The sequence below is a fragment of the Jezberella montanilacus genome, from assembly GCF_003003055.1.
Taxonomy (GTDB): domain Bacteria; phylum Pseudomonadota; class Gammaproteobacteria; order Burkholderiales; family Burkholderiaceae_B; genus Zwartia; species Zwartia montanilacus.
In genome coordinates this window covers 1-24,172 of record NZ_PVTV01000018.1, presented here as the reverse complement: position 1 = coordinate 24,172, position 24,172 = coordinate 1, and the positions used below count along the sequence as shown (strand labels likewise).

24 protein-coding genes, 1 pseudogene and 1 riboswitch are annotated in these 24,172 nt (G+C 52.2%); of the genes and pseudogenes, 16 read left to right on the top strand and 9 right to left on the bottom strand.

What is annotated here, in order from left to right:
- Positions 1-3: 3 nt before the first annotated feature.
- Complete coding sequence (locus BCM14_RS14140) at positions 4-1,218, top strand: class I SAM-dependent methyltransferase (RefSeq protein ID WP_106228700.1); 1,215 nt, start codon at positions 4-6, stop codon at positions 1,216-1,218.
- Between the two features lie 7 nt (positions 1,219-1,225).
- Here BCM14_RS14140 and BCM14_RS14135 read toward each other — a convergent pair whose 3' ends face one another.
- Both BCM14_RS14135 and BCM14_RS14130 read right to left on the bottom strand, forming a co-directional pair.
- Entirely contained in the window at positions 1,226-2,314 is a 1,089-nt protein-coding gene (locus tag BCM14_RS14135) for a tRNA nucleotidyltransferase/poly(A) polymerase-related protein (protein WP_106228699.1), read from the bottom strand.
- Positions 2,311-4,374, bottom strand: a complete 2,064-nt coding sequence (locus BCM14_RS14130; RefSeq protein ID WP_259673648.1) for a lytic transglycosylase domain-containing protein — start codon at positions 4,372-4,374, stop codon at positions 2,311-2,313. Before BCM14_RS14130 ends, BCM14_RS14135 begins: the two co-directional genes overlap by 4 nt.
- Positions 4,375-4,570: 196 nt before the next feature.
- Here BCM14_RS14130 and BCM14_RS14125 point away from each other — a divergent pair, with 196 nt between their 5' ends.
- A complete protein-coding gene (locus BCM14_RS14125) occupies positions 4,571-5,203 on the top strand; it encodes a 5-formyltetrahydrofolate cyclo-ligase (RefSeq protein ID WP_106228697.1) in 633 nt (210 codons plus the stop codon).
- A 10-nt stretch (positions 5,204-5,213) separates the two neighbouring features.
- On the opposite strand, the gene metF is transcribed toward BCM14_RS14125, so the two are convergent.
- The 4 genes from metF to BCM14_RS14105 all read right to left on the bottom strand — a co-directional run bounded on the left by metF (position 5,214) and on the right by BCM14_RS14105 (position 8,954).
- Positions 5,214-6,056 carry a methylenetetrahydrofolate reductase [NAD(P)H] gene (gene metF, locus BCM14_RS14120; protein ID WP_106228696.1) on the bottom strand — a complete coding sequence of 281 codons (843 nt, stop codon included), beginning with the start codon at positions 6,054-6,056 and terminating at the stop codon, positions 5,214-5,216.
- Positions 6,056-6,388, bottom strand: a complete 333-nt coding sequence (locus tag BCM14_RS14115) for a phage holin family protein (RefSeq protein WP_106228695.1) — start codon at positions 6,386-6,388, stop codon at positions 6,056-6,058. The genes metF and BCM14_RS14115 overlap by 1 nt, the downstream gene beginning before the upstream one ends.
- A gap of 112 nt (positions 6,389-6,500) precedes the next feature.
- Complete coding sequence (gene ahcY, locus BCM14_RS14110; protein WP_106228694.1) at positions 6,501-7,916, bottom strand: adenosylhomocysteinase; 1,416 nt, start codon at positions 7,914-7,916, stop codon at positions 6,501-6,503.
- 74 nt (positions 7,917-7,990) lie between these two features.
- Positions 7,991-8,123: riboswitch (S-adenosyl-L-homocysteine riboswitch) on the bottom strand.
- Between the two features lie 33 nt (positions 8,124-8,156).
- Positions 8,157-8,954, bottom strand: a complete 798-nt coding sequence (locus BCM14_RS14105; RefSeq protein ID WP_106228693.1) for an N-acyl homoserine lactonase family protein — start codon at positions 8,952-8,954, stop codon at positions 8,157-8,159.
- 216 nt (positions 8,955-9,170) lie between these two features.
- Between BCM14_RS14105 and BCM14_RS14100 the strand changes: the two are divergent.
- A pseudogene (locus BCM14_RS14100) lies at positions 9,171-9,563 on the top strand (carboxymuconolactone decarboxylase family protein); the annotation flags it as partial.
- A 104-nt stretch (positions 9,564-9,667) separates the two neighbouring features.
- Positions 9,668-10,576 (top strand): NAD(P)-dependent oxidoreductase, encoded by a 909-nt coding sequence (locus BCM14_RS14095; RefSeq protein WP_106228691.1) that lies wholly within the window; start codon positions 9,668-9,670, stop codon positions 10,574-10,576.
- Here BCM14_RS14095 and BCM14_RS15445 read toward each other — a convergent pair.
- From BCM14_RS15445 to metK, 3 genes are all read right to left on the bottom strand, one after another.
- Entirely contained in the window at positions 10,513-10,737 is a 225-nt protein-coding gene (locus BCM14_RS15445; protein ID WP_375318492.1) for a nucleotidyltransferase domain-containing protein, read from the bottom strand. The genes BCM14_RS14095 and BCM14_RS15445 overlap by 64 nt on opposite strands.
- A gap of 75 nt (positions 10,738-10,812) precedes the next feature.
- A complete protein-coding gene (locus BCM14_RS14090; protein WP_106228690.1) occupies positions 10,813-11,013 on the bottom strand; it encodes a DUF1289 domain-containing protein in 201 nt (66 codons plus the stop codon).
- 1 nt (position 11,014) lies between these two features.
- Complete coding sequence (gene metK / locus BCM14_RS14085; protein WP_106228689.1) at positions 11,015-12,181, bottom strand: methionine adenosyltransferase; 1,167 nt, start codon at positions 12,179-12,181, stop codon at positions 11,015-11,017.
- 214 nt (positions 12,182-12,395) lie between these two features.
- On the opposite strand from metK, the gene dapF reads away from it, so the two are divergent.
- The 12 genes from dapF to BCM14_RS14025 all read left to right on the top strand — a co-directional run bounded on the left by dapF (position 12,396) and on the right by BCM14_RS14025 (position 24,034).
- The gene (gene dapF, locus BCM14_RS14080) at positions 12,396-13,325 is read left to right on the top strand and encodes a diaminopimelate epimerase (RefSeq protein ID WP_106228688.1); all 930 of its coding nucleotides are present in this window, start codon (positions 12,396-12,398) and stop codon (positions 13,323-13,325) included.
- On the top strand, positions 13,322-13,987 hold the full coding sequence (locus tag BCM14_RS14075) for a DUF484 family protein (protein WP_106228687.1): 666 nt from the start codon (positions 13,322-13,324) through the stop codon (positions 13,985-13,987). The genes dapF and BCM14_RS14075 overlap by 4 nt, the downstream gene beginning before the upstream one ends.
- 35 nt (positions 13,988-14,022) lie before the next feature.
- Positions 14,023-15,006, top strand: a complete 984-nt coding sequence (gene xerC / locus BCM14_RS14070; protein ID WP_106228686.1) for a tyrosine recombinase XerC — start codon at positions 14,023-14,025, stop codon at positions 15,004-15,006.
- 254 nt (positions 15,007-15,260) lie between these two features.
- The gene (locus BCM14_RS14065; RefSeq protein ID WP_106228685.1) at positions 15,261-16,409 is read left to right on the top strand and encodes a CobW family GTP-binding protein; all 1,149 of its coding nucleotides are present in this window, start codon (positions 15,261-15,263) and stop codon (positions 16,407-16,409) included.
- 45 nt (positions 16,410-16,454) lie between these two features.
- Positions 16,455-16,919: an RNA polymerase-binding protein DksA gene (dksA, locus tag BCM14_RS14060; RefSeq protein ID WP_106228684.1), complete on the top strand. Its 465-nt coding sequence runs from the start codon at positions 16,455-16,457 to the stop codon at positions 16,917-16,919.
- A 165-nt stretch (positions 16,920-17,084) separates the two neighbouring features.
- Entirely contained in the window at positions 17,085-17,621 is a 537-nt protein-coding gene (hslV, locus tag BCM14_RS14055) for an ATP-dependent protease subunit HslV (RefSeq protein WP_106228683.1), read from the top strand.
- Between the two features lie 4 nt (positions 17,622-17,625).
- Entirely contained in the window at positions 17,626-18,957 is a 1,332-nt protein-coding gene (hslU, locus tag BCM14_RS14050) for an ATP-dependent protease ATPase subunit HslU (protein WP_106228682.1), read from the top strand.
- A gap of 231 nt (positions 18,958-19,188) precedes the next feature.
- On the top strand, positions 19,189-20,280 hold the full coding sequence (locus BCM14_RS14045) for a branched-chain amino acid ABC transporter substrate-binding protein (protein ID WP_375318491.1): 1,092 nt from the start codon (positions 19,189-19,191) through the stop codon (positions 20,278-20,280).
- 130 nt (positions 20,281-20,410) lie between these two features.
- Entirely contained in the window at positions 20,411-21,346 is a 936-nt protein-coding gene (locus tag BCM14_RS14040; protein ID WP_106228680.1) for a branched-chain amino acid ABC transporter permease, read from the top strand.
- A 13-nt stretch (positions 21,347-21,359) separates the two neighbouring features.
- Positions 21,360-22,490 carry an ABC transporter permease subunit gene (locus BCM14_RS14035; protein WP_106228783.1) on the top strand — a complete coding sequence of 377 codons (1,131 nt, stop codon included), beginning with the start codon at positions 21,360-21,362 and terminating at the stop codon, positions 22,488-22,490.
- A gap of 10 nt (positions 22,491-22,500) precedes the next feature.
- Positions 22,501-23,298, top strand: a complete 798-nt coding sequence (locus BCM14_RS14030) for an ABC transporter ATP-binding protein (protein WP_106228782.1) — start codon at positions 22,501-22,503, stop codon at positions 23,296-23,298.
- A 13-nt stretch (positions 23,299-23,311) separates the two neighbouring features.
- Positions 23,312-24,034: an ABC transporter ATP-binding protein gene (locus tag BCM14_RS14025; RefSeq protein ID WP_106228679.1), complete on the top strand. Its 723-nt coding sequence runs from the start codon at positions 23,312-23,314 to the stop codon at positions 24,032-24,034.
- Positions 24,035-24,172: the final 138 nt, after the last annotated feature.

Here is a 24,172-nt window from a genome sequence, read left to right as displayed (position 1 = left end):
GTAATGTCCACCGATAACGCTATTTCGGTGAGTGCAGACGCGATGGCTCATAGTCATCGCGTCTGTTCTTTTTTGCGCGACCAGATAATCAAACAAGGCGGTTGGCTGCCCTTTAGTGCTTGGATGCATCATGCGCTCTACGCGCCGGGTTTAGGCTATTACGCTGCGGGCAGTGTCAAGCTCGCAGACAACACACCAAACGCTAAAAGACTGACTGGCGACTTCATCACTGCGCCTGAGCTCACCCCTTTATTTGGTCAAACATTGGCCAATCAGGTGGCAGAGATTTTAAGCAGTTGCGAGAGCCTCAACGTACTCGAGTTTGGTGCCGGCACCGGGGCGCTGGCCGACGACGTGTTAACTCACCTCGACGTGCTTGGCATCAAAGCTCAATACACAATCCTGGAAGTCTCAGCCGATCTAAAAGCAAGGCAACAAACACGACTTGCTTCTTGGGGTGATCGTATCCGCTGGCTGGATCAGGCACCGACGGCTTTCATCGGTTGCGTGCTCGCAAATGAAGTCCTTGATGCCATGCCGGTAGATGTCTTCGCGTGGTCGTTACCGACAGAGGAAGGGGCAAATCCCCACGTGCTGCAACGGGGTATCGCGCTCAATAAAGCAGCGAATCCAGACGCTCAGTTTGTCTGGCAGGATCGGCTCGCCGACACCTCACTTGCTGAGACAATTGCGCAGCGCTGTCCCGCCATGCCTGGCTATCAGTCGGAAATCAACCTGCGGGGCGAAGCCTGGATCAAAGAGACCGCAGGCTGGCTGACCAAGGGTGCCGCTATTCTCATAGACTATGGGTTCCCACGGTCTGAATACTATCATCCTCAACGCCATCGGGGCACCCTGATGTGCCATATCCAGCATCGAGCTCACGACAATCCATTTTTGGCACCTGGCCTGCAGGACATCACAGCGCACGTCGATTTCACGGCCATGGCAGATGCCGCTCTGGCTAGTGGTTTAGACGTATTAGGCTACACCTCACAAGCGCGCTTTCTGATCAATGCTGGTTTAACCGAATTAATCATGTCGCGACAGCGGGATGAGGGTTTCCCGGTGCAAGCGCGCATGACCATGAACAACGCTGTGCAGAAGCTGATCTCTGAAGCCGAGATGGGCGAATTGTTTAAGGTGCTGGTGATTGGCCGAGGCCTTGAGCCGTCACTAATGGGCTTTAGCCGGGGGGATCGACGGCACCAGTTGTAGCAACGCTTTACGTCAGGGCGGCTAACCGAGCTTGTCGAACGGCCGTTTTGATCACTGAAGGGTCTTTCAGACCAGCTGCAATTGATCCAGCATCTACCCCGCGCACTGCACGCAGTTTTTGCAACCACAGTGAGATATCAAGCTCAGTCACAATCACTGCTGTACGCAAGAGCAATTCGAAACGCTCTGGTTTACGTAAACCATCACACGTTTCTATCAATCCCAAGGTGCTTTCGGTATCACCCGTAGTCTTGGCTTCTGCGTTGGTCAGAACCACTGGCAACAAACGCGCCATATCCGCACAATCAGCGGGCACACGCAAATGCTGAGATAAGGCTTTTGTCTCGACTGTATCCAGACAGAGTAAGGCGTAGCGGCAATGCAGAGGCAAAATTGAATCTTTAGCTGCCTGATTGAGCGCCTCCCGAACACGCTTGCTATCAACCCAGTGGGGCAGGATGTGCTGCGTCGCTCGAGCTAGTGCTAACACTTCAAACATCCGCGACGGTTGCTCACTCGTCAAGCCGCGAGCGATTTCTTGCCAGACGCGTTCAGGTACAAGATGGCTTACTTCACCCACATCACTCATACGCTGGCAAAGTGCAAGCGTCTCGTCAGCCACAGTAAAGTCTGTGAATCTCGCCGCGAAGCGCGCGAGCCTCAAGACTCTAACGGGGTCCTCTTCAAACGCAGGTCCAACATGGCGAAACACCCGCCTAGTGAGATCACGAGAACCATCAAGTGGATCAACAAGGACGCCATCGGCACCCCGTGCCATTGCATTGATCGTTAGGTCACGTCGCGCAAGATCCGCTTCTAACGTCACGTCAGGGCCCGTATAAAACGTAAAACCCTGATAGCCACGGCCCGACTTTCTCTCGGTCCGCGCCAGGGCGTACTCTTCTTTCGAAACAGGGTGCAAAAATACTGGGAAATCCCCACCGACGGGAACAAATCCTCGCTCAACCATTTCTTCGGGCGTGCTGCCCACGACGACCCAATCGCGATCTCCTGGGGGTAGACCCAATAACGCATCGCGGACCGCGCCGCCCACTACATATACAGTCAAGCCATCAAGGGCATCGCGATCGCTCACGGCAAAGGACTCTTCCCGTACGGCTGAGGTTCGATCCGACCCAATCGGTGCTTCAATGATTGAGGCTGGCCGCTAAACATCGCCGCGTAGTAGGTGGCGTTGGCCAATACGTTTTTAACGTAGTCACGCGTCTCATTAAAAGGAATCGTCTCGGCGAAGATGGCCCCTTCAACCGCATGCGTCAGCGACGCGCGCCACTGCATCGGTCTGCCCGGACCTGCGTTGTACCCTGCACTCGCCAACACCTGCGATCCACCGAGATCTTCGAGCACCATACTCATGTAGCTGGTTCCAAGCTTGGTATTGGTGTCAAAGTCAATTACTTGACCTGGTTGATAGTCGGTCATGCCAATTTTTTTCGCGACCCATTTTGCGGTTGCTGGCATCACCTGCATCAAACCAGAGGCACCCACAACTGACTTCGCATCCATGATGAAGCGCGACTCTTGTCTGATTAAGCCATAGACCCAGGCTGTATCGAGAGAAATTGACTTTGCTTGCGCAGAAACCTTGTTTTCAAAAGGCGCAATATAACGCTGGGTAAAGTCGTGCTCGCTGGTTGTTCGATCAGAAGTGTTGACCACACGGTCGTAGATATCGACACTGCGCGCCAGTTCAGCTGCAGCAAGTAATTGCCTGTCATTCATCCCGCGCAAGGCGAAATTCCATTCTGGTACCGCATCTGGACGATGGCCTCGTTTGAATAGGGCAATCGCACGTTGCAAGCCAAGATGATTTTTAGCCTGTTGCAATTCTTCAGCTGTCACAGGCTGCGCGGCTGGAGGAACAATAATCTGTTGCCCGATTTCTTCAAGCGCCAGCTGACCATAAAAATTAAATTGCTGGCCAGCTTGCGAGTAAATCACTTTAGCCTCTTCCGTTTTACCTAGCGCTGCTAACCCACGAGCCTTCCAATAAAGCCACGCTGACTCAGCTTTCATGTTGGTCGGCATTTGATCAACACACTGTACGATCCAAGACCAGTCGACTTGCTTTTGTCTCAGCGCCGCACGCACCCGCCAGGCGTGATTGTTATCGCTGAGCCGAATCAAGCCAGCCTGATGATAAAAACCATCCGCGCGTGGATCAAGCGTCCCCATCGATAGCAAAGCCATCTGTGCGTAAACCCAGCTTAGTTGCGCAGCGGGTAATTTGGCTTGCCACTCACGCTTGAGGTAGGCTTCCGTTGCATTCAAATCGCCACGGGCCATTCGCGTCAACGCAATGGCCACCATTTCATTGCGCATCGCTGATCGTTGGGCGGATGCTTGAGTTGCCAGCCATCTGAGCGGCTCGCGCATCATTACGTCATACGCTTGCAGATCGACCTTATCCAGCGCGTAAGATGCAAATTTTCGGGCATCCACAACCTTATTCTTTTCGATCGCATCCTCAAACAGGGGGATAATCTCGCGTGTCGTGAGCACTTGGTCAGCCACCAACTGATCAAACAAAGACCAACAGGCTTGCCCCGATCCGAACGCTTTCACTGCTTGATCTGCAGTCGCGCGTTTTCCCATGACATGATTGGCTTGCAATCGTGCACAATCAATTTGACTGTTGCTGTTGCTCACCGCGCCAAGAGAAACTGCCGTTTCGAAGTCTCCCGTCGCAACCGACATCAGAATCCATTCGCCCTTTAATTTGTCTGCCAGATAAGTATCGGGATGTCGTTGCAAAAAAGCTGTCAACGCCTGGTCAAGGCTTGGATTACGATTGCTCGCCAATTGATTGCGCAAATCCCAAAACGCGGGATAGATGCCTAAAATATCAGTCTGCGCCGGACCAACCAGGGTGGACAACTGAGCCCAGGCTTTCTTGGTCAACGCATCCCGCGCGTTTGCCACAGCAATCGCTGCTGGCGTCTCATCGCGCAGTGTCAGATTTTGCAACTTGACAGGTGTGGCAGCCACAACTGGTTTCGAAGAGGCAGCGGGCGGAGCAGCTCGGGCATTCCCAGTCGTATCGATTGCTGCATCAGGTTTTACAACCGCTGAACCGGATTCATCTGGCTCTGCACCACGTTGAGGGACCAGCGAGCCATCCGGCTGTATAGTCATTCTGGTCTGTGCGTTTGCCGGATAATTGAATAGGGCAATGCTCGCCAAACTACTGATAACGGCCAGAGCGAATAAAGTCTGCACGCATTGCAGAACATTTTTTGACTTAAAACTCTGATACTTTGTCTGCTGACACATCTGAACCCTTGATAACGGTGTGCTAACACACACCCACTGTTTTGTAACTTTACAACCTATGCCCAAGAATACCTCAGACCTGATTCGCAAACGTCTAATTGAGCTTCGATCACAGATTCCCGTTGCACAGCGCCAACGGGGTAGCCTTTTGATTCGGGGCCGTTTGTTTACGTGGTTAGGCTTATCATCAGATCGCGCTGAGGCCAAAGGGTTCAACCGACCCTTGGTGGTCGCTGCTTTCTGGGCGCTGGACGGTGAGCCCGACCTTGAGCCATTGTTAGCGCAATGGGACGAAGCCGGCGTTATCGTGGCGCTACCCGTTATGGTCGAAAAAGACAGCCCGCTCGAGTTTCATCGCTGGACCAGTGCTACCCCCATGACCATGGCAAGCTTTGGCGTGATGGAGCCACCAAAACAACAGCCACTTGTACCTGACGTCATGCTCGTACCAACGCTGGGCTTCACTGAATTTGCAGACCGACTCGGCTATGGCAAGGGCTTCTATGATCGTACCCTTCATGCCTTAAGGTCAAAAGGGATTGATCCAGTCACCATTGGGATCAGTTGGGACGAGGGCGCAATCGAGAAAGAGTTTCCTGAGTACCAAGCCAGCGATCACGATCAGCAACTTGACACAATATTGACACCTCGCGGCTGGACACCCAACGAAATCCGCGCTTTTGACGACTAAATCTCAAAAGCTATTGAGTTAATCCTCGCCAAATCGCCAAGGTTGCATCGGCATTATTCAGCGTATAGAAGTGCAGTCCAGGCACGTCGTTCTCAAGTAGCGTCTGGCACAGTTGTGTCACGACCTCCGCACCGAATGCTTTGATCGACGCCTTGTCATCACCCATCTCGGCTAGACGCAAACGAATCCAGCGCGGCACTTCAGCCCCGCACATATCCGAAAACCGCATCAGTTGATTATGGTTGGTGATCGGCATAATGCCAGGAACGATCGGGATATCGATGCCGCGAGCTAACGCCCGATCAACAAAATCAAAATAGGCATCGGCATTAAAAAAATATTGCGTAATAGCACTGTCGGCACCCGCTTCAACTTTGCGCACGAAGTGATCCAGGTCACGCTCGGGGCCTGACGCTTGCGGATGCATCTCTGGGTAGGCACCCACCTCAATGTGAAACCAGTCGCCGGTTTCTTTGCGAATGAACCCGACCAGGTCGCTTGCGTAGCGCAGCGCACCTTCATTTAATCCCATTCCCGAGGGCAGATCACCGCGCAGCGCGACAATACGTTTGATGCCTTCCTCACGATAACGATGCAAGAGCGAACGCAGCTCGCTGTGTGAAGCACCGATGCATGATAAATGCGGCGCCGCCTCACAACCCATGCCACGCAGGGTACGAACCGTTTCTAGTGTACCGTCCTTGGTTGACCCGCCGGCGCCAAAGGTCACGCTGCAATAATGCGGCTGCATGACCAACATTTTCTGAGCGCCCGCCAAGAGGCGCTCTTGCGCAGCGTCATCACGCGGAGGAAAAAACTCAAGGCTGAACACAGAATCTGAACGAGATGACATTACGCGCCTGTCAAACTTTGCAATAAACTGGAAATAACACTGTACAAAATGGCACCAATCACGGCCCACCAGAAGCCTTCAACTCTAAAGCCACTGAGTATCGACCCGACAAACCAAAACACCAGCGCGTTGATCACAAACAGAAATAAACCCAAGGTCACGATCGTGACCGGAAGCGTCAACAAGATCAGAACAGGTTTAACCAACACATTCAGCAGCCCCAACACGACCGCTGCGATCAAAGCAGAGCCGAAACCAGTCACCACGATGCCAGGCAGCAAGTAGGCAACGATCAGCAACGCCACTGCATTCAATATCCACAGTAATAACATGTTGGGTCTCCTGATTTTTGTAAACCACTAGCATACTGCGCAAGAGACATCCTTGCGCAGCAGACTCGAGCGCAGAGCTACCACTCGCCGAAGCGAGTCGTAGCGTCCGTCATCAATAGCGGTAGGCGTCGCCTTTGAATGGGCCTTGCTGGCTCACGCTGATGTAGGCTGCCTGAGCTGGTGTGAGCTCAGTCAATTGAGCGCCAATCTTCTTCAGATGCAAACGGGCAACTTTCTCGTCGAGGTGCTTAGGCAAAACATAAACCTGACCTGACTGATAAGCGTCGTTGCGTGTGAAGAGCTCGATCTGTGCGATTGTCTGGTTCGTAAACGAAGAAGACATCACAAATGAGGGATGACCCGTGCCGCAACCCAGATTAACCAGACGACCTTTGGCCAGCAAAATGATGCGCTTGCCGTCAGGGAAGATCACATGATCGACTTGGGGCTTGATTTCTTCCCATTTCAGATCTTCGATGCCGACAACGTCAATCTCGTTATCGAAGTGGCCAATATTACAAACAATGGCCTGATCCTTCATGCGATCCATATGGGCGCGGGTAATGACGTTGTAGTTGCCCGTTGCCGTTACGAAGATGTCAGCTTTGTCAGCTGCTTCTTCCATGGTGACAACTTTGAAGCCTTCCATTGCCGCTTGAAGCGCACAAATCGGATCAATTTCTGTCACCCAAACTTGGGCACGCAAGGCGGCCAAGGCTTGTGCAGAGCCCTTACCCACATCGCCGTAACCAGCCACAACAGCGATCTTGCCGGCAATCATGACGTCTGTTGCACGCTTGATTGCGTCAACCAGGGATTCACGGCAGCCGTACAGATTGTCAAACTTTGATTTAGTCACTGAATCATTGACGTTGATCGCAGCAAAAGCCAGCTCGCCTTTTTTCGACATCTGGTACAGACGAAGCACGCCAGTCGTGGTTTCTTCGGTCACGCCTTTGATGGCTGCCAGGCGAACCGAGTACCACTTGGGATCACGCTTCAACGTTGCTTTGATCGCGCTGAACAGAACGATTTCTTCTTCTGAACCTGGCTTATCGAGCACGCTGATGTCAGACTCGGCTTTGGTGCCGAGATGCAGCAACAATGTTGCATCGCCACCGTCATCCAGAATCATGTTGGCGTGATGGCCATTGGGCCACTCAAAAATTTTGTGGGTGTAATCCCAATACTCTGTCAGGGTTTCGCCTTTCTTGGCGAACACTGAAGTGCCCATCGCAGCAATCGCAGCAGCAGCATGATCCTGAGTTGAGTAGATATTGCATGACGCCCAACGCACTTCGGCGCCGAGTGCTTGCAAGGTTTCAATCAGCACCGCAGTCTGAATGGTCATGTGCAAGCTGCCTGTGATACGGGCACCTTTCAGAGGCTTGGTCTTAGCAAACTCTTCGCGAGTAGCCATCAAACCAGGCATTTCAGTTTCAGCAATGGCGATTTCTTGACGGCCCCATTGTGCGAGGGACATGTCGGCAACGTAGTAATCGGTAAATTTGTCAGTCACAGCATTCATAGCGGTAAGCTCCGGTAGGCCTGCGAAGCAACTGCTTGGGCTGACAATAAGCCACCGCAATCGCTGTCTACAGGATTGGGTGAGCGCCGTTAAAGTTGGAAAATGCCAACGGTAACGTTTGAGCTTTTGAGCCTGGCGGATGGCTAGTATTGGTAACTAGCACTGGTGGTTGATTACCAACGATCCGTCGCAACGCTCCTCAAAAGCAGGGATATTGTACCCAGAAATAAGGGCAAACACCTAGCCTTTTGGTGAAAGATGCAAAGCCACAATGTCATCCTTAGGATCACCCCAGAAAGGATAGCGCTCGCGTACGAGCGGATCATGCCCGGGAACGAGGTGTGCTGGCGAATCGGCCAAGGCACGAAGGGTATCGTAGCCCGCAAGCATGTCGCCCAGATGAAACACAATCGGAAAAGGCGAGGGCTTATCCATATTGTCGTAATAGTGACTGGCGTCTGAAGTCAGTACCACCCATCCTCTGGCTGTGTGGACGCGCAATGATTGCAAACCTTTGGTGTGGCCACCGATTTTTACAACCTCGATTCCGGGCGCCAGGGTGTAAGCGCCATCATGAAAACTGACCCGATTCGTATACACCCTGCGTATCAAGGTCACCACATCCTCCACGTCGTAAGCATGCCGAAACAATCCCGCGCACATGTGACGACCACAGGCATAGTCGACTTCATCATCTTGAATATGGAACCGTGCATTGGGCAGCAAGTCTATATTGCCGGCATGGTCATAATGCAGGTGTGTCAGCACCACATCTTCAATTTGGGCTGGATCAATACCCAGGATAGCTAGAGCAGTGATCGGGCAACGCAACAAATTTCGACCGCGCTCTGTCGCCTGTCTGGCATTAAAACCTGTGTCTACCAAGATGACGCGCTCACCGTCGCGGATCACCCATATAAAGTAGTCCATCGGCATATTGTCGTCGTGCGGATCGTGCGAAATAAAATTCTCACGGCGTGTGCGGTTTTGCATGGTCGCGTAACGCAGCGCAAAGATCTCGTACTTGGGCAGCTTCATGGGGTCTCCGTTTTTTGTGATTTTTTAGTTATCTCGCTGTTTTAGATGTTGGCAGGATGTGCGTCAAGCGCTCAGCAGCATCCCTTCAGCGTGTTTCACTGGCGACGCCGCATAATGGCTTGACAGACGGAAAGCGCAAGCTTGACAATCCAGTGGATTCTTCTTGATTCGATCATCATCAAACTTAGTCTCACTATCAACCACTCGGAGCTCGACATGTCAAAAAAAGAAACAACCAATAAATTGTGGGATGAAGGTCTCAAAACTCGTCGTGAAGTCCTCGGTGCTGAATACGTTGATGGATCAATCGCTAAAGCCAATGAATTTCAAATGGCGTTTCAGCACATCACCACCGAATGGTGCTGGGGCTATGCCTGGAACCGTCCTGGCCTGCCGCGCAAAACCCGCAGTTTGCTCAACTTGGCCATGCTGACCGCACTGAACCGTTCGGCCGAGATCAAACTGCATGTCTTAGGCGCCTTGAACAATGGCGTCACCGTTGAAGAAATTAAAGAGACTCTGTTGCATGCGACGGTCTACTGCGGCATCCCTGCCGGCCTCGACGCGTTTAAAGCAGCGAATCAAGTGTTGACCGAACAAGGTGCGTTCGACAAACCTGCTGCTAAAAAGACGAGCAAAAAGGTCGCTGCAAAAAAAGCACCTGCCAAAAAAGTCGCAGCAAAAAAAGCCTCTGTTAAAAAGTCGGCTGAATAATGAGCGCAAAACCTTCAATTGGCTTTATCGGCATCGGCAGCATGGGCTGGCCCATGGCCAGTCTTATCCTCAAAGCCGGCTTTCCAGTACAAGTGATTGACGCCTCGGCCGAGCGCGCGCAAGCCTTTGTCAAAGAGTTCGGTGGCTCAATTGCGGTCAGCTACAAAGAGCTGGCCGCCGCAGCTGACATCATCATCACGATTTTACCAACCAGCGCGATTGTCGAAAGCATACTGGCTGGCCCAACCGGTCTTTTAGCTGGTCTCAAAAAAGATAGCGTCGTGGTTGAAATGAGCTCTGGCGTACCAACCGCCACCCGCGCACTCGCTGTCTTAGTCGAAGCGGCGGGCGGTCACCTTGTTGACGCCCCTGTGTCAGGTGGTGTGCCTCGCGCCAAAACCGGTGAGCTAGCCATCATGTTTGGTGGCAGCGCAGCGCTTCTCGAACGCGTACGCCCCGTCTTATCCTGCATGGGTACTGCCATCACGCCAACAGGTGGCGTCGGTTCAGCCCATGCCATGAAAGCGCTCAATAATCTGGTGTCGGCTGGTGGCTTTCTGATTGGCATTGAAGCCCTCATCATTGGCCAGCGCTTTGGCCTTGACCCGGCAGCTATGGTCGACGTGCTCAATGCCTCGACGGGCATGAACAACTCGACTCAAAAGAAGTTCAAGCAGTTCGTGCTGTCAGGCAAATACAACTCGGGCTTCGGGCTGGATTTGATGGTCAAGGATCTGGGCATTGCTTTGGGCATTGCGAAAGACACCAACACCCCAGTGCCGTTCTCGTCACTTTGCAATGAACTCTGCGCGTCGTCGGCAGCCATGCTCGGACCTGGACAGGATCACACGGCTGTAGCAAAGCTAAGCGAGATGTTGAGCGGGACTAAATTGTCGGCAGCGGAGTAATTGAGGCGACGTACCGTCATATCCAACTTCATCATCAAGTTTATTTTCTTTGACAAAACCAATAGATCTATGTCACCACCCCGGGCCCGATCATCCGCTCGGGATCCAAAGAGATAGACGGCGGCTAGCGCATCTTGCTGATGGATTGCCGCGCGGATCATTTCATGTTCGTTGGGTGCTAAGCGCATAAAAGCTCTCTCCGCTTCTTTTTTAACACGACCGATTACTCGAACATATCAATTACGCCGGGGATATCCCTGCGCCAGAATTCTTTCCCAGACAACGCCCTTCTCTTCATCTGTCATCAAAACCCAGTTGGAGACCTCTGTGACGGTACGACCGCAACCGCGGCACGTATCGTCAAAGAGCGTTGAGCAGACCGCCACGCACGGCGAATCTGCTCGGGGCTTGGGCTTGTGATTAAGCGTATCGCTCAAATCAAACGCCTTTTTTCAAGGCAGCCGCTTTGTCGGTGGCTTCCCAGCTGAATTCAGGCTCGCTGCGACCGAAGTGACCATAGGCTGCTGTCTTGCTGTAGATGGGACGCAACAAGTCCAGCATATTGACGATGCCTTTAGGACGCAGATCAAAGTGTTCGCGAACCAATAAAGACAACTGCTCGTCAGGGACCACACCCGTGCCGTTGGTATTGACAGTGATGTTGATCGGATCAGCAACACCGATTGCGTAGCTCACTTGCACTTCGCACTGTGCCGCCAAACCGGCGGCTACGATATTTTTGGCAACGTAACGTGCAGCGTAAGCGGCCGAGCGGTCGACCTTAGACGGATCTTTGCCCGAGAACGCTCCACCACCGTGGCGGCAAGCACCACCGTAGGTATCAACAATGATCTTGCGACCTGTCAGACCGCAATCACCTTGCGGGCCGCCGATAACAAAACGACCTGTTGGGTTCACCAGAAACTTGGTCTGCGGCGTCAATAAACCATCAGGGAAGCAAGGACGGATGATGTCAGCAATGACCGCTTCACGGATCATCTCTTGCGAGGCTTCAGGCGCATGTTGCGTCGACAAAACGATGGTGTCGACTTCAACAGGCTTGCCATTGACATATCGGAAGGTGACTTGCGATTTGGCATCAGGACGTAACCAAGGCAGGCGACCGTCTTTGCGCAATTCGCTTTGGCGTTGCACCAAACGGTGTGCGTACCAGATCGGTGCGGGCATGAGATCTGGTGTTTCGTTACACGCATAACCAAACATCAAACCCTGGTCGCCAGCACCTTGATTTAAATAATCCTCTGAACTGCGATCAACGCCTTGAGCAATATCCGGGGACTGCTTATCGTAGGCCACCAACACCGCGCAACCTTTGTAATCAATACCGTATTCGGTATTGTCGTAACCAATACGCTTAATGGTGTCGCGGGCGACCTGGATATAGTCGACGTTAGCGAAGGTTGTAATCTCACCGGCCAGAACCACTAATCCAGTGTTACACAGCGTTTCAGCAGCAACACGGGCGTTGGGATCTTGGGTGAAAATCGCGTCAAGAATCGCATCAGATATTTGGTCTGCGACTTTGTCGGGATGGCCTTCTGAAACAGATTCGGAGGTAAAGAGGTAATCGCTTGCTTTTAGCATGATGGCATCCTTGCTACTGACTAGGTCAGTTATGGGTTAGAAGGTGCGCTGCACCCCTTACCTATGCCATCAAACAGATATGTAGACGTATGGATCCGGGCGAGACGCTTTAGCGGATTTTTTCGTTGTTGATCGGGCATGTCATCCACAATCTAACAACAGGCGCGCCGCAAGTTGTCGTTTAACTCAGCGCCTGACGGTATTTTAAGCCAAAATTGGCGATAATACGAGCATGATCTGGAACTTCACCAAAATGCATGGCGCGGGCAACGACTTTGTCGTGCTCGACGGGGTGCGATCCCCCATTGAAATGACCCCTCAACGCGCGCGTGCGCTGGCTCACCGGCAGTTCGGCATCGGCTGCGACCAAATTCTGCTCGTCGAGAACCCGTCGCACCCCGAGGCCGACTTCAGATACCGGATTTTCAATAGCGACGGCAGCGAAGTAGAGCATTGCGGCAACGGATCACGTTGTTTTGTCCGTTTTGTTCACGAGCAAAAGCTTTCGTCCCGCAATCCCCTGAAAGCTGAAATCGCGACCGGCCTCATCACCCTGAACGAATTACCCAGCGGCGATGTCACTGTCGACATGGGCCAAACTCGTTTTGATCCCACTAGCCTGGGATTTGATGTAGCGGGATTAACAAGCAAAACAGACGGTATCGACACGCTCTACGAGCTGCCTCTCACGACGCAGGATGGTTCTGTGACAAAAGCTGTCTGGCTATCGCTCGTGCAGATTTCGAATCCCCACGCGGTCCAAGTCGTCGTTGACGTCGACACAACGCCGGTCCGTCAAATCGGCCCACTGATTGAGTCACACCCGAGATTTGCCAAGCGAGTCAATGCTGGCTTCATGCAAGTCATCGACAGACAGACGATTTACCTGCGAGTCTACGAGCGCGGAGCAGGCGAAACGCTTGCGTGCGGCACCGGTGCTTGCGCAGCAGTCGCTGCTGGCGTGCGCAGGGGCATACTCGACAGTCCTGTCAAGGTTCGCACCCACGGTGGTTGGTTAACCATTGAATTTGACGGCGCTCAATTACGCATGACCGGACCTGCCACCACTGTTTATTCCGGCCAGATCGACATCGATAAACTGGTGGCATCCATCCCAGCCTCAACGACCCAAGAGAAGCCATGACCGAGTTAATGACCGCACACAGCGTAGCCAAATTCCTGCAAGAGAACCCTGACTTCTTTACTCAGCACGCTGAATTATTTTCGTCGCTCGAAGTACCCCACCCTCACCAAACGCGTGCTATATCATTAGGCGAACGCCAGATCCTGACCTTGCGAGACCGCCTACGGGATTTCGAATTCAGACTGGCCGACATGGTGCGGAACGCCACCCAAAACGAAACAACGAATGACAAGCTGAATCAGTGGTGCGAGCGTATTCTGGCTGAGCAAAACAAGGCACGCTTGCCGGGCGAGGTAGCGCTTGGCTTAGCTGATCTTTTCAATCTTCAGGAAGTTGCCTTGCGGGTCTGGGGCCTTGACTTACCTGAAGAAGGCGTTGGCGCGCCGGTTTCGCAGGATGTGCATATTTTTGCAGAAGGGCTCACTCAACCCTATTGCGGCACGAATACCGAATTTGTTGCTGCCACCTGGCTAAGCGCAAAACCCGCCTCGGTCGCCATTCTCGCCTTACGCACACCCGGCGAATCCGCTGCATTTGGTCTGCTGGTGCTGGGCTCTGATGATCCACAGCGCTTCTCACCTGAGATGGGCACACAGTTCCTTGACGTGGTGAGTCGTCTGGCTGGTGCTGCGTTATCCCGACTCAAACCACAAGCGACTTAAACGCAATCCAACACCAATACAAACAGGCGTGACTGGTGACTCGTAACGATCCGGAAGATGTCGATTCAACAAGCAGCCTACCGCCACCGGTCGAGCAATGGCTCGATCATCTGTTGCACAACCGCAGATATTCGCCCCACACGCTATCAGCCTATCGTCGAGACCTTTCTGAACTGGTGGCACTAGCCAAGGGTCGACCTCTCGATCAAATTGTGACCGGGCAGATCAGACAATTTTTGGCTCGCCTGCATGCACAAGGGCACGGTGCGAGAAGCCTCGCGCGCACGCTGGCTGGCTGGCGAGGTTTTTACAAGTGGTGGGCACCAATCGCCGGGCTCGCATCAAACCCAACGGCTGACGTTAAAGCACCTAAGGCCAGTCGCGGACTACCCAAGGCGCTTTCTGTCGATCAGACTCAAGCACTACTGGATTCACCAGTCATGCGGGCCATGACTGATCCGATGGCCTTGCGCGATCAAGCGATGTTTGAACTATTTTATTCAAGTGGATTACGGCTGAGCGAGCTCGTCAGCCTTGATATTCACTATGTTCAAAGCAAACACTACACTTCTGCCAGCTGGATCAATTTAGTTGATCGAGACGTTCATGTTTTGGGTAAGGGTGGCAAACGACGCAGTGTACCGATTGGTGCGCAAGCCATCACTGCGTTGAATAAATGGATAGAGGCTCGGGCACTGATTGCCCCAGTCAATCCTGATGATGAGGATGCGCTGGCGCTCTTTATCGGCAGTCGCGGCAAACGCATCCATCCTCGAGTGGTTCAGTCAAGTCTTACGAAACTTGCCACACTGACCGGGTTGCCAACCACCATTCACCCACACGTGCTCAGGCATAGCTTTGCCAGCCATGTATTACAGTCTGCGCAAGACTTAAGGGCAGTGCAAGAAATGTTGGGTCATGCCAATATTTCAACGACTCAGCTCTATACAAAATTAGATTTTCAACACCTATCAAAAGCATATGACCAAGCCCATCCCAGGGCAGGTCGAAAGTCTTAGGCAACAGCTTTTGCCCAGCTCTTGAATTTGAGCTTTTTGCCCCCATCTATGAAAATTAAGATATTGGTGACACTCAAAGCACGGTCATCACAACATTTTGGGCTATAGATAACTAAAAGTTTTAGCTATTTTTAGTCAATTTTGGTTATAACTCTTAGCTTATTTGCAAACCTAGGCTAAACCCTTGGTTATTTGTATTTGCCGGTAACAATCCACTGTGCTGTAATCCGGCGTTACTTGAAAGGCTTTGCCGAATGAATTCACCAGCTGATATTGAAAAAATGGTTCCTGTCACGATCCTCACCGGCTTTCTTGGTGCGGGCAAAACGACCCTGCTCAAGCGGATCCTGACGGAATACCACGGCAAGCGTATTGCTGTGATTGAAAACGAATTCGGGCCTGAAAGCATTGATAACGACCTACTCGTGCAAGACTCTGATGAAGAGATCATCGAACTCTCGAACGGTTGCATCTGTTGCACCGTTCGCGGCGATCTGATGCGCACACTGAATGATTTGCGCGTTCGTCGTCAAGCAGGCGAACTGAATTTCGAGCGTGTGATTATTGAGACAACTGGCATGGCCAACCCAGGCCCCGTCTGCCAGACGTTCTTTATGGACGACGATATTGCCGAGTACTACCGTCTTGACGCTGTTGTAACGATCGTCGACGCGAAACACGGCATGGAGACCCTCGACCAACAAGAAGAAGCGCAAAAACAAGTCGGCTTTGCAGACCGCATCCTGATCTCGAAAAAAGATCTCGTGAGCGACGCCGAATATCAAGCTTTGCGTCGCCGGCTCGTTAAAATCAACCCGCGCGCCTCAATGGAGCCAGTTAATTTTGGCGAGACGGATCTCAAACAGATCATTGATATCAGTGGCTTTAATCTGAACGCCATTCTGGACATCGATCCTCAGTTTCTTGCTGACGAGCACCCCGATGCCGCTCACGATCATGATCACCCCGACCACGTTCACGGACCAGATTGCGACCATGATCACGATCATGCTCACGCGCACGGTCATGACCACGCTCATGATGAGCATTGCGATGATCCGACCCATGATCATCACCATCACAATCACGCGCCTGCGCACAACGACGAAATCAGTGCCTTTGTATTCAAATCAGACAAAGCCTTTAACCCTGAGCGTCTTGAAGAGTTTTTAGGTGGCGTGGTGCAGGTTTATGGTCCTGATCTTTTGCGTTACAAGGGCATCTTGTACATGAAAGGAATCAACCGTCGCATGCTGTTCCAGGGGGTTCACATGATGATGGGTGCTGAGCCAGGCAAACCTTGGCTGGCAAACGAAAAGAAAACCACAAAAATGGTCTTCATCGGACGTAAACTGCCCAAAGAGATTTTTACCAAAGGTCTCGAGCAGTGTCTGGTGAAGTAAATCTGGCACCAAGGTGCTGCAGTTAATAATTAACGGAGTGTTTTGATGGCTACCAAGGCAGCAAAGAAGAAACCCGAAACGACAGGCGATCTGTCGGAGAACAACCTGCCTACCGAAGACGAGTTGCTAAAGATGCCAGAATCTGACTATATGAACGAGCGTCAGCTCGGCTTTTTCAGAGACAGGCTCAGACAGATCGAACGAGATATTCTCAGTAACGCAGGGACAACGACTGAGCACCTGCGCGAGACCCAGTTTGTGCCTGACCCAGCTGACCGCGCGACAATCGAAGAAGAGCACGCGCTTGAGTTGCGCACTCGGGATCGCGAACGTAAGCTGTTGAAAAAAGTCCAGCAGTCGATTACACGGATCGATAGCGGCGACTACGGTTGGTGCGAAGAAACCGGTGAGCCAATCGGGATACCTCGCTTGCTCGCACGCCCGACAGCGACTTTGTCTCTTGAGGCACAAGAGCGTCGCGAGATGCGTCAAAAGATGTTTGGGGACTAAGATCCTTAACCGGGATGCGGTGGCAAACCAAACCACCCATCTCAAACTGCTTGATCGAGAGTCACCATGGGGCACATACCTGATCAAGGCGCTGTGCCCTTTTTTGATTCTTAAGTCCAAATCCGCGTATTAACGCAATCAAACTCATTTTTTTAGTTTTGACACATGGAACAATTTCACGGCACGACCATCGTCTCAGTTCGTCGTGGCAACCAAGTTGCCTTAGGTGGCGACGGCCAAGTGACGCTAGGCAACATCGTTATTAAGGGTACCGCACGCAAGATTCGACGGCTTTATCACGACAAGATTTTGGCTGGTTTTGCTGGCGCAACCGCCGACGCGTTTACCTTGCAAGAAAGGTTCGAAGCCAAATTAGAAAAACACCAGGGCAATTTGATGCGATCGGCGGTTGAATTAACGCGCGACTGGCGCACCGATCGTATCTTGCGAAGGCTTGAAGCGATGTTAATCGTTGCCGATCGCGATCACACCTTAGTCCTAACTGGCAATGGCGACGTACTCGAACCCGAAAACGGCATCGCCGCAATCGGTTCGGGTGGTGCGTACGCTCAATCCGCAGCGCTCGCTTTACTGCGCAACACTGACCTAAGCCCTGAAACCATCGTCAAACAGTCGCTTGAGATCGCTGGCGATCTCTGCATCTATACCAATCAAAACCACCTCATCGAAGTTTTAAGTTAAGCCTATGTCTGCCTCAACCATGACACCAGCCGAAATCGTCGGCGAGCTCGACAAATATATTGTCGGTCAAAACAAAGCAAAAAAAGCAGTCGCAGTTGCCTTGCGCAATCGTTGGCGTCGCCAGCAGGTTGCCGAGCCACTGCGTCATGAGATTCATCCTAAAAACATTCTCATGATAGGACCAACGGGTGTTGGCAAGACTGAGATTGCCAGACGGTTAGCCAAACTCGCCGACGCTCCGTTCATCAAAATCGAAGCGACCAAGTTCACTGAAGTTGGCTATGTTGGCCGCGATGTAGAGACGATCATCCGCGACTTAGCTGAAATCGCCGTCAAACAAAGTCGGCAACAACAGATGAAGCGCGTTCGTGTACAGGCTGAAGATGCAGCAGAAGATCGCATACTTGACGTCCTGATCGCCCCGCCACGGGCTGCCGATGGTTCGCCGCTTCGAGAAGAAACCGCAACCCGTCAGACCTTTCGCAAACGTCTGCGCGAGGGCACGCTTGACCAGACCGAGATTGATATTGAGGTTGCAACGCCACTGCCTCAGCTTGACGTCATGGGGCCGCCTGGCATGGAAGACATGACTGAGCAACTAAAAGGCATGTTCGCAGGGCTCAACAAAGAAAAAACCAAAACCCGCAAAATGACGGTTAAAGAAGCCTTCAAGCTCTTGATTGACGAGGAGGCGGGCAAGCGTGTTAACGACGAAGATATCAAAACTGAGGCGATCACACGCGTTGAGCAGCATGGCATTGTTTTTCTGGATGAGATCGACAAAATCGCAGCCAGACAAGAGAGTGGTGGTGCCGAAGTCTCACGACAAGGGGTTCAGCGTGATTTACTTCCCCTGGTCGAAGGTACAACCGTCTCCACTAAATATGGAATGGTAAAGACCGATCACATTCTGTTTATTGCCTCTGGTGCGTTTCATCTCGCTCGACCTTCTGACTTGATTCCCGAATTGCAAGGCCGGTTTCCGATTCGAGTCGAACTCGACTCATTAACAGCCAAAGACTTCATACAAATACTGGGTGATACTGACGCCTCACTCACCAAGCAATACAGCGCCTTGCTTGCAACCGAAGATATCCATCTCGATTTCTGCGAAGATGGCGTGGCCCGCCTGGCCGAGCTTGCTTTCGACGTCAACGAGACGACCGAGAACATTGGCGCACGACGACTCTATACGGTGATGGAGAAACTGCTGGATGAGATATCCTTCAATGCAACGGCGCATGCCGGGCAAACGATCAAAATCGATACCGCCTATGTGAACCAGCAGCTCGAAGAGGTCGCTTCCAGCCAGGACCTTGCGAGGTTTGTGCTCTAACCCGATGCAGGATTCGATCTTTACGACAAGATTGCGCACCATAATGCGGCACTGGCTGGAAAGCTATGCACCACAACAGTTTCTAGGGTTATCCCTGTTTTTCCTTAGTGTATTTTCCGAAGATTAAGCGTATTATTACTCGGCGTGTAATCGCACAAGTCTTAATCGGAGATCTCTATGAAACTGAACAAATTTGTTAAGTTGCTACCAGTCGCTGCGGCGATTGCCCTAATGTCCGCTGGCGCAAACGTCAACGCACAAGAAGTTGTGAAAATCGGTCACGTGGGTCCTTTGACCGGCGCGATTGCCCACCTAGGCAAAGATAACGAAAACGGCGCTCGTTTAGCTGTTGAAGAAATCAACGCAGCTGGCCTGATGATTGACGGCAAAAAAGTTACCCTCGAACTGGTCACAGAGGATGACGCTGGCGATCCAAAGACAGGCACTGCTGTTGCACAGAAACTGGTTGATGCCAAAGTTGTCGGCGTTGTCGGTCATCTGAACTCAGGCGTATCCATCCCAGCTTCAAAAATTTATAACGACGCAGGCATTGTAGAAATCTCGCCTTCGTCAACCAATCCCCAGTACACGCTGCAAGGTTTCAAATCGACGTATCGCGTCGTTGCAACGGATGCACAACAGGGCCCAGCACTGGCAACCTACTCAACCAAAACACTGAAAGCTAAAAACATCGCCATCATTGACGATGCAACGGCTTACGGCAAGGGTTTAGCTGACGAATTCGAAAAGAAAGCGAAAGCAGATGGAGCAACAATTGTTGCTCGCGAAGCCACCAACGACAAAGCGACTGACTTCAAAGCCATCTTGACTAAAGTCAAAGGTAAAAAACCTGACGTCATCATGTACGGCGGTATGGATGCAACGGGCGGTCCTTTGACCAAACAGGCGTCTGAGCTCGGCATTCAGGCCAAGGTCGTTCAGGGCGACGGCGCTTGCACTGACAAAGTGATCGAATTGGCTGGTGATGCTGTGAAGAACATCGTTTGCTCAGAAGCTGGTATGGCCTTGGCTAACATGCCCAAAGGCGCAGACTTTGCCAAGAGATACGAAGCTCGCTTCAAAGCACCGATTCAAGTCTATGCCCCCTTCACTTATGACGCGGTCTACGTGATTGTCGATGCAATGAAGCGTGCAAAATCGACCAAAGCCGATGCAATCCTGGCTGCAATGCCCGCAACAAACTATGACGGTTTGATCGGCAACATCGCGTTTGATTCAAAGGGCGACATGAAGCAAGGCGTTATCACCCTGTATCAGTTCGGCAACAAGAAGAAAGAAGTGCTTGACGTCATGAAGATGTAATTGACCCCGCTTAACCGCATTGGTCATTACGATTAACAAGCACTAAACGTACGGCACCGCGAAAAGTTTGCGGTGCCGTTGTTTTTCACTGAGTCTATTTTTTTCGGCTCAGCCGCAGGAGAGCAAGATTATGGATATCTTTATCCAGCAATTGGTAAATGGCCTGGTACTAGGAAGCATCTATGCGCTGATTGCGCTTGGCTACACCATGGTCTACGGGATTTTGGGCATCATTAACTTTGCTCACGGTGACGTCTTAATGGTCGGTGCATTGACCGCCTTGTCGTCAATCCTGATGCTGCAACATTACATGCCAGGTCTACCTCAATGGTTGACCTTAGTCATTGCAACGCTGATCGCTATGCCGGTTTGTGCGGCTCTCTCTTACGGGATCGAGCGTATTGCTTACCGCCCCCTACGTAACGCGCCTCGGCTAGCTCCTCTGATCACCGCTATCGGCGTCTCGGTCATTTTACAAACGCTCGCCATGATTATCTGGTCACGCAATCCGATGATTTTTCCGACACTACTGCCTTCATCGCCCATCGATATATTTGATACTGGCGCCGTGATTACCGGCAAAGAGATCATGATCATCATCATGTCCTTAGTCGTGATGGTGGGCCTGCTGTTACTCGTTAACAAGACCAAACTGGGGCGAGCGATGCGCGCAACAGCTGAAAGCCCACGGGTGGCTGGCCTGATGGGAGTGAACCCTAACTTCGTCATCTCTGCCACGTTTATGATCGGCGCTGCCTTAGCTGCCGTCGCGGGTGTGATGATGGCCACCAACTACGGTAATGCTCACTTCTACATGGGATTCATTCCAGGTCTCAAGGCGTTTACCGCTGCCGTGCTTGGCGGCATTGGTAACTTGGCGGGTGCCATGGTCGGTGGCATTCTGCTGGGCCTGATCGAAGCCTTAGGTGCAGGCTATATCGGTGATCTGACAAACGATATCTTTGGCTCGAATTACCAAGATGTGTTTGCCTTCATCGTGCTGATTATTGTTTTGGTCTTCCGTCCGTCCGGCATCATGGGCGAGCGTGTCGCCGACCGAGCATAAGGGGTCCGTGATCATGTCTACTTTTAAAATGAACAAAACCACGTCCCTCATTGCTCTGGTGATTTTGACCCTGGTAGCACCCGTTCTGGCTCAGACTCTAGGCGGCAACTACTGGGTGCGTATTCTGGATTTTGCCCTGCTCTACATCATGCTGGCGCTTGGCCTCAATATTGTCGTCGGGTTTGCTGGTTTGCTCGATCTGGGCTACATCGCCTTCTATGCAGTGGGTGCCTATTTGATGGCGCTGCTGAGCTCGCCTCACCTGTCAACCCAGTTCGAGTTTATTGCTGGCTTGTTCCCGCACGGCTTGCACCTCGGTTTCTGGTGGATTTTATTGATCGCTGGACCGATCGCCGCCTTGTTTGGCGTTCTGCTCGGTGCCCCGACCTTAAAGCTGCGTGGCGACTACCTGGCGATTGTCACACTGGGATTTGGAGAGATCATCCGAATCTTCATGAACAATCTTGACCGTCCAATCAATATCACCAATGGCCCTAAGGGGATTAACGCCATTGACCCGGTCGTGTTTTTTGGTATTGATTTCTCTAAGGCGCAAAATTTATTCGGCATCAAAATATCGCCTGGCGTGATGTACTACTACTTGATCGTTGCGTTAACGCTGGTGGTGATCTTTTTTAGTCTGCGTCTGCAACACTCGCGAATCGGCCGCGCCTGGGTAGCGATCCGAGAAGATGAAACCGCTGCTAAGGCCATGGGTATCAATACCCGCAACGTCAAACTCATGGCGTTTGGCATGGGTGCTGCGTTTGGTGGCGTATCGGGTGTGGTGTTCGGTGCGTTTCAAGCTTTCGTTTCACCTGAATCGTTCGTCTTGTGGGAGTCCATTTATGTTCTGGCGATTGTGGTGCTCGGTGGCATGGGACACATCCCAGGCGTGATTCTTGGCGGCATTCTCTTGGTCGGCTTCCAAGAGCTGTTGCGTGAGTTAGCAGTCCCAGTTCAAAAAATGATGTTTGGCGAGGTACTCATTGACGCCGAGGTGTTACGTCAACTGTTGTTTGGCTTAGCACTTGTCGGGGTCATGCTTTATCGACCTGCTGGCTTATGGCCTGCTCCCAAGCGTGAAGATCGCCCCGTGACCAGAGTGCGCGGGCATACCAGCCGCCTGGACGGAGGGGTTTGAGATGACCAACATGAATACAGCAACCACGCAGCCGGATACAGGCGAATTGATTCTTTCTGTGCAAGGCGTCAACAAACGCTTTGGTGGTTTACAGGCCTTGTCAGACGTTGGCCTGGCAATCAAACCCGGTGAAATCTATGGATTGATTGGTCCAAACGGCGCTGGTAAAACAACTTTTTTTAACGTCATTACCGGGCTCTACACACCGGACTCAGGTGAGTTCAAACTGGGCGGCAATACGTATCAACCAACCGCCGTGCACGAGGTGGCAAAAGCTGGCATTGCTCGCACCTTCCAGAACATTCGTTTGTTCGGCGAAATGACCGCCCTTGAAAATGTCATGGTCGGTCGGCATGTCAGAACGAAAGCAGGCTTATTTGGCGCGGTCTTCAGACCGGCTTCAATCAAACGCGAAGAAGCAGAGATTGAAGATATGGCGCACGAGCTGCTCGAGTATGTCGGTATCAGCCAACACGCCCATCACACGGCACGGAATTTATCCTACGGACATCAACGCAGGCTCGAAATCGCCCGCGCGTTGGCCACTGAGCCCAAGTTACTGGCGTTAGATGAACCAGCCGCTGGCATGAATGCGACCGAGAAAGTTGAATTGCGTGGGCTGCTCGACAAAATCCGGACAGATGGCCGCACCATTTTGCTGATCGAACATGACGTCAAACTGGTCATGGGTTTATGCAACCGCTTAACCGTGCTGGATTACGGCAAAGTCATCGCTCAGGGGCTTCCTCAGGACGTTCAAAAAGACAAGGCTGTCGTCGAGGCATACCTCGGCACACCTGCGCATTAAGGTTGGCGAAATCATGAAAGATATCCTGCTTGAAATTAAAGATCTGAAAGTCGCATATGGCGGCATCCACGCAATCAAAGGGATCAATCTTGAGATCCGCGACGGCGAACTCGTGACCCTGATCGGTGCCAACGGTGCCGGCAAAACCACCACTATGAAGGCGATCACAGGGTTACAGGGATGGGTTGCCGGTGACGTGACGTATCTCGGCAAATCCATCAAGGGCGTGCCAAGCCATGAGCTACTGAAACAAGGGCTTGCCATGGTGCCGGAAGGTCGCGGTGTCTTCACGCGTATGACGATTGTCGAAAACCTGCAGATGGGCGCTTATATTCGCACCGATACGACGACGATTGCCACCGATATTGAACGGATGTTCAGTATCTTTCCCAGACTCAAAGAACGGGCGAATCAGCTCGCGGGCACGATGTCTGGCGGTGAGCAACAGATGCTCGCCATGGCGCGCGCACTGATGAGCCAACCTAGATTGCTTTTACTTGACGAGCCATCGATGGGTCTATCACCAATCATGGTTCAGAAGATCTTCGAAGTCGTCAATACGATTTCTAAAGAAGGGGTGACAGTGCTGCTGGTCGAACAGAACGCAAGGTTGGCCTTACAAGCGGCCGATCGAGCTTATGTGATGGATTCAGGCCTGATCACGATGCACGGCAACGCAAGCGAAATGCTCGATGATCCTAGAGTGAAAGAGGCTTACCTGGGTGAAGCGGCTTAACTATCGAACGCTTGACATCCTCCCCGGCCTAAAGGACGGGGATTCCTACGGCGCTACGCGATGATTTGCGAGTCGCTTCGGTGGGTTCCTGCTTCACAGAGCGGCCTGACTGCGCCAACTCTCCACAGGCTAAGACGC

Coding starts and splice junctions, on each gene's coding strand:
- BCM14_RS15445 (WP_375318492.1), bottom strand. CDS start 10,737: ATGATCCGCGCGGCAATCCATCAGCAAGATGCGCTAGCCGCCGTCTAT.
- BCM14_RS14035 (WP_106228783.1), top strand. CDS start 21,360: ATGTCTACTTTTAAAATGAACAAAACCACGTCCCTCATTGCTCTGGTG.
- BCM14_RS14095 (WP_106228691.1), top strand. CDS start 9,668: ATGAGCGCAAAACCTTCAATTGGCTTTATCGGCATCGGCAGCATGGGC.
- BCM14_RS14130 (WP_259673648.1), bottom strand. CDS start 4,374: ATGACTATACAGCCGGATGGCTCGCTGGTCCCTCAACGTGGTGCAGAG.
- BCM14_RS14045 (WP_375318491.1), top strand. CDS start 19,189: ATGTCCGCTGGCGCAAACGTCAACGCACAAGAAGTTGTGAAAATCGGT.
- hslV (WP_106228683.1), top strand. CDS start 17,085: ATGGAACAATTTCACGGCACGACCATCGTCTCAGTTCGTCGTGGCAAC.
- BCM14_RS14140 (WP_106228700.1), top strand. CDS start 4: ATGTCCACCGATAACGCTATTTCGGTGAGTGCAGACGCGATGGCTCAT.
- hslU (WP_106228682.1), top strand. CDS start 17,626: ATGTCTGCCTCAACCATGACACCAGCCGAAATCGTCGGCGAGCTCGAC.
- metF (WP_106228696.1), bottom strand. CDS start 6,056: ATGTCATCTCGTTCAGATTCTGTGTTCAGCCTTGAGTTTTTTCCTCCG.
- BCM14_RS14125 (WP_106228697.1), top strand. CDS start 4,571: ATGCCCAAGAATACCTCAGACCTGATTCGCAAACGTCTAATTGAGCTT.
- BCM14_RS14105 (WP_106228693.1), bottom strand. CDS start 8,954: ATGAAGCTGCCCAAGTACGAGATCTTTGCGCTGCGTTACGCGACCATG.
- BCM14_RS14025 (WP_106228679.1), top strand. CDS start 23,312: ATGAAAGATATCCTGCTTGAAATTAAAGATCTGAAAGTCGCATATGGC.
- BCM14_RS14075 (WP_106228687.1), top strand. CDS start 13,322: ATGACCGAGTTAATGACCGCACACAGCGTAGCCAAATTCCTGCAAGAG.
- dksA (WP_106228684.1), top strand. CDS start 16,455: ATGGCTACCAAGGCAGCAAAGAAGAAACCCGAAACGACAGGCGATCTG.
- BCM14_RS14030 (WP_106228782.1), top strand. CDS start 22,501: ATGAATACAGCAACCACGCAGCCGGATACAGGCGAATTGATTCTTTCT.
- BCM14_RS14065 (WP_106228685.1), top strand. CDS start 15,261: ATGAATTCACCAGCTGATATTGAAAAAATGGTTCCTGTCACGATCCTC.
- BCM14_RS14115 (WP_106228695.1), bottom strand. CDS start 6,388: ATGTTATTACTGTGGATATTGAATGCAGTGGCGTTGCTGATCGTTGCC.
- BCM14_RS14040 (WP_106228680.1), top strand. CDS start 20,411: ATGGATATCTTTATCCAGCAATTGGTAAATGGCCTGGTACTAGGAAGC.
- ahcY (WP_106228694.1), bottom strand. CDS start 7,916: ATGAATGCTGTGACTGACAAATTTACCGATTACTACGTTGCCGACATG.
- metK (WP_106228689.1), bottom strand. CDS start 12,181: ATGCTAAAAGCAAGCGATTACCTCTTTACCTCCGAATCTGTTTCAGAA.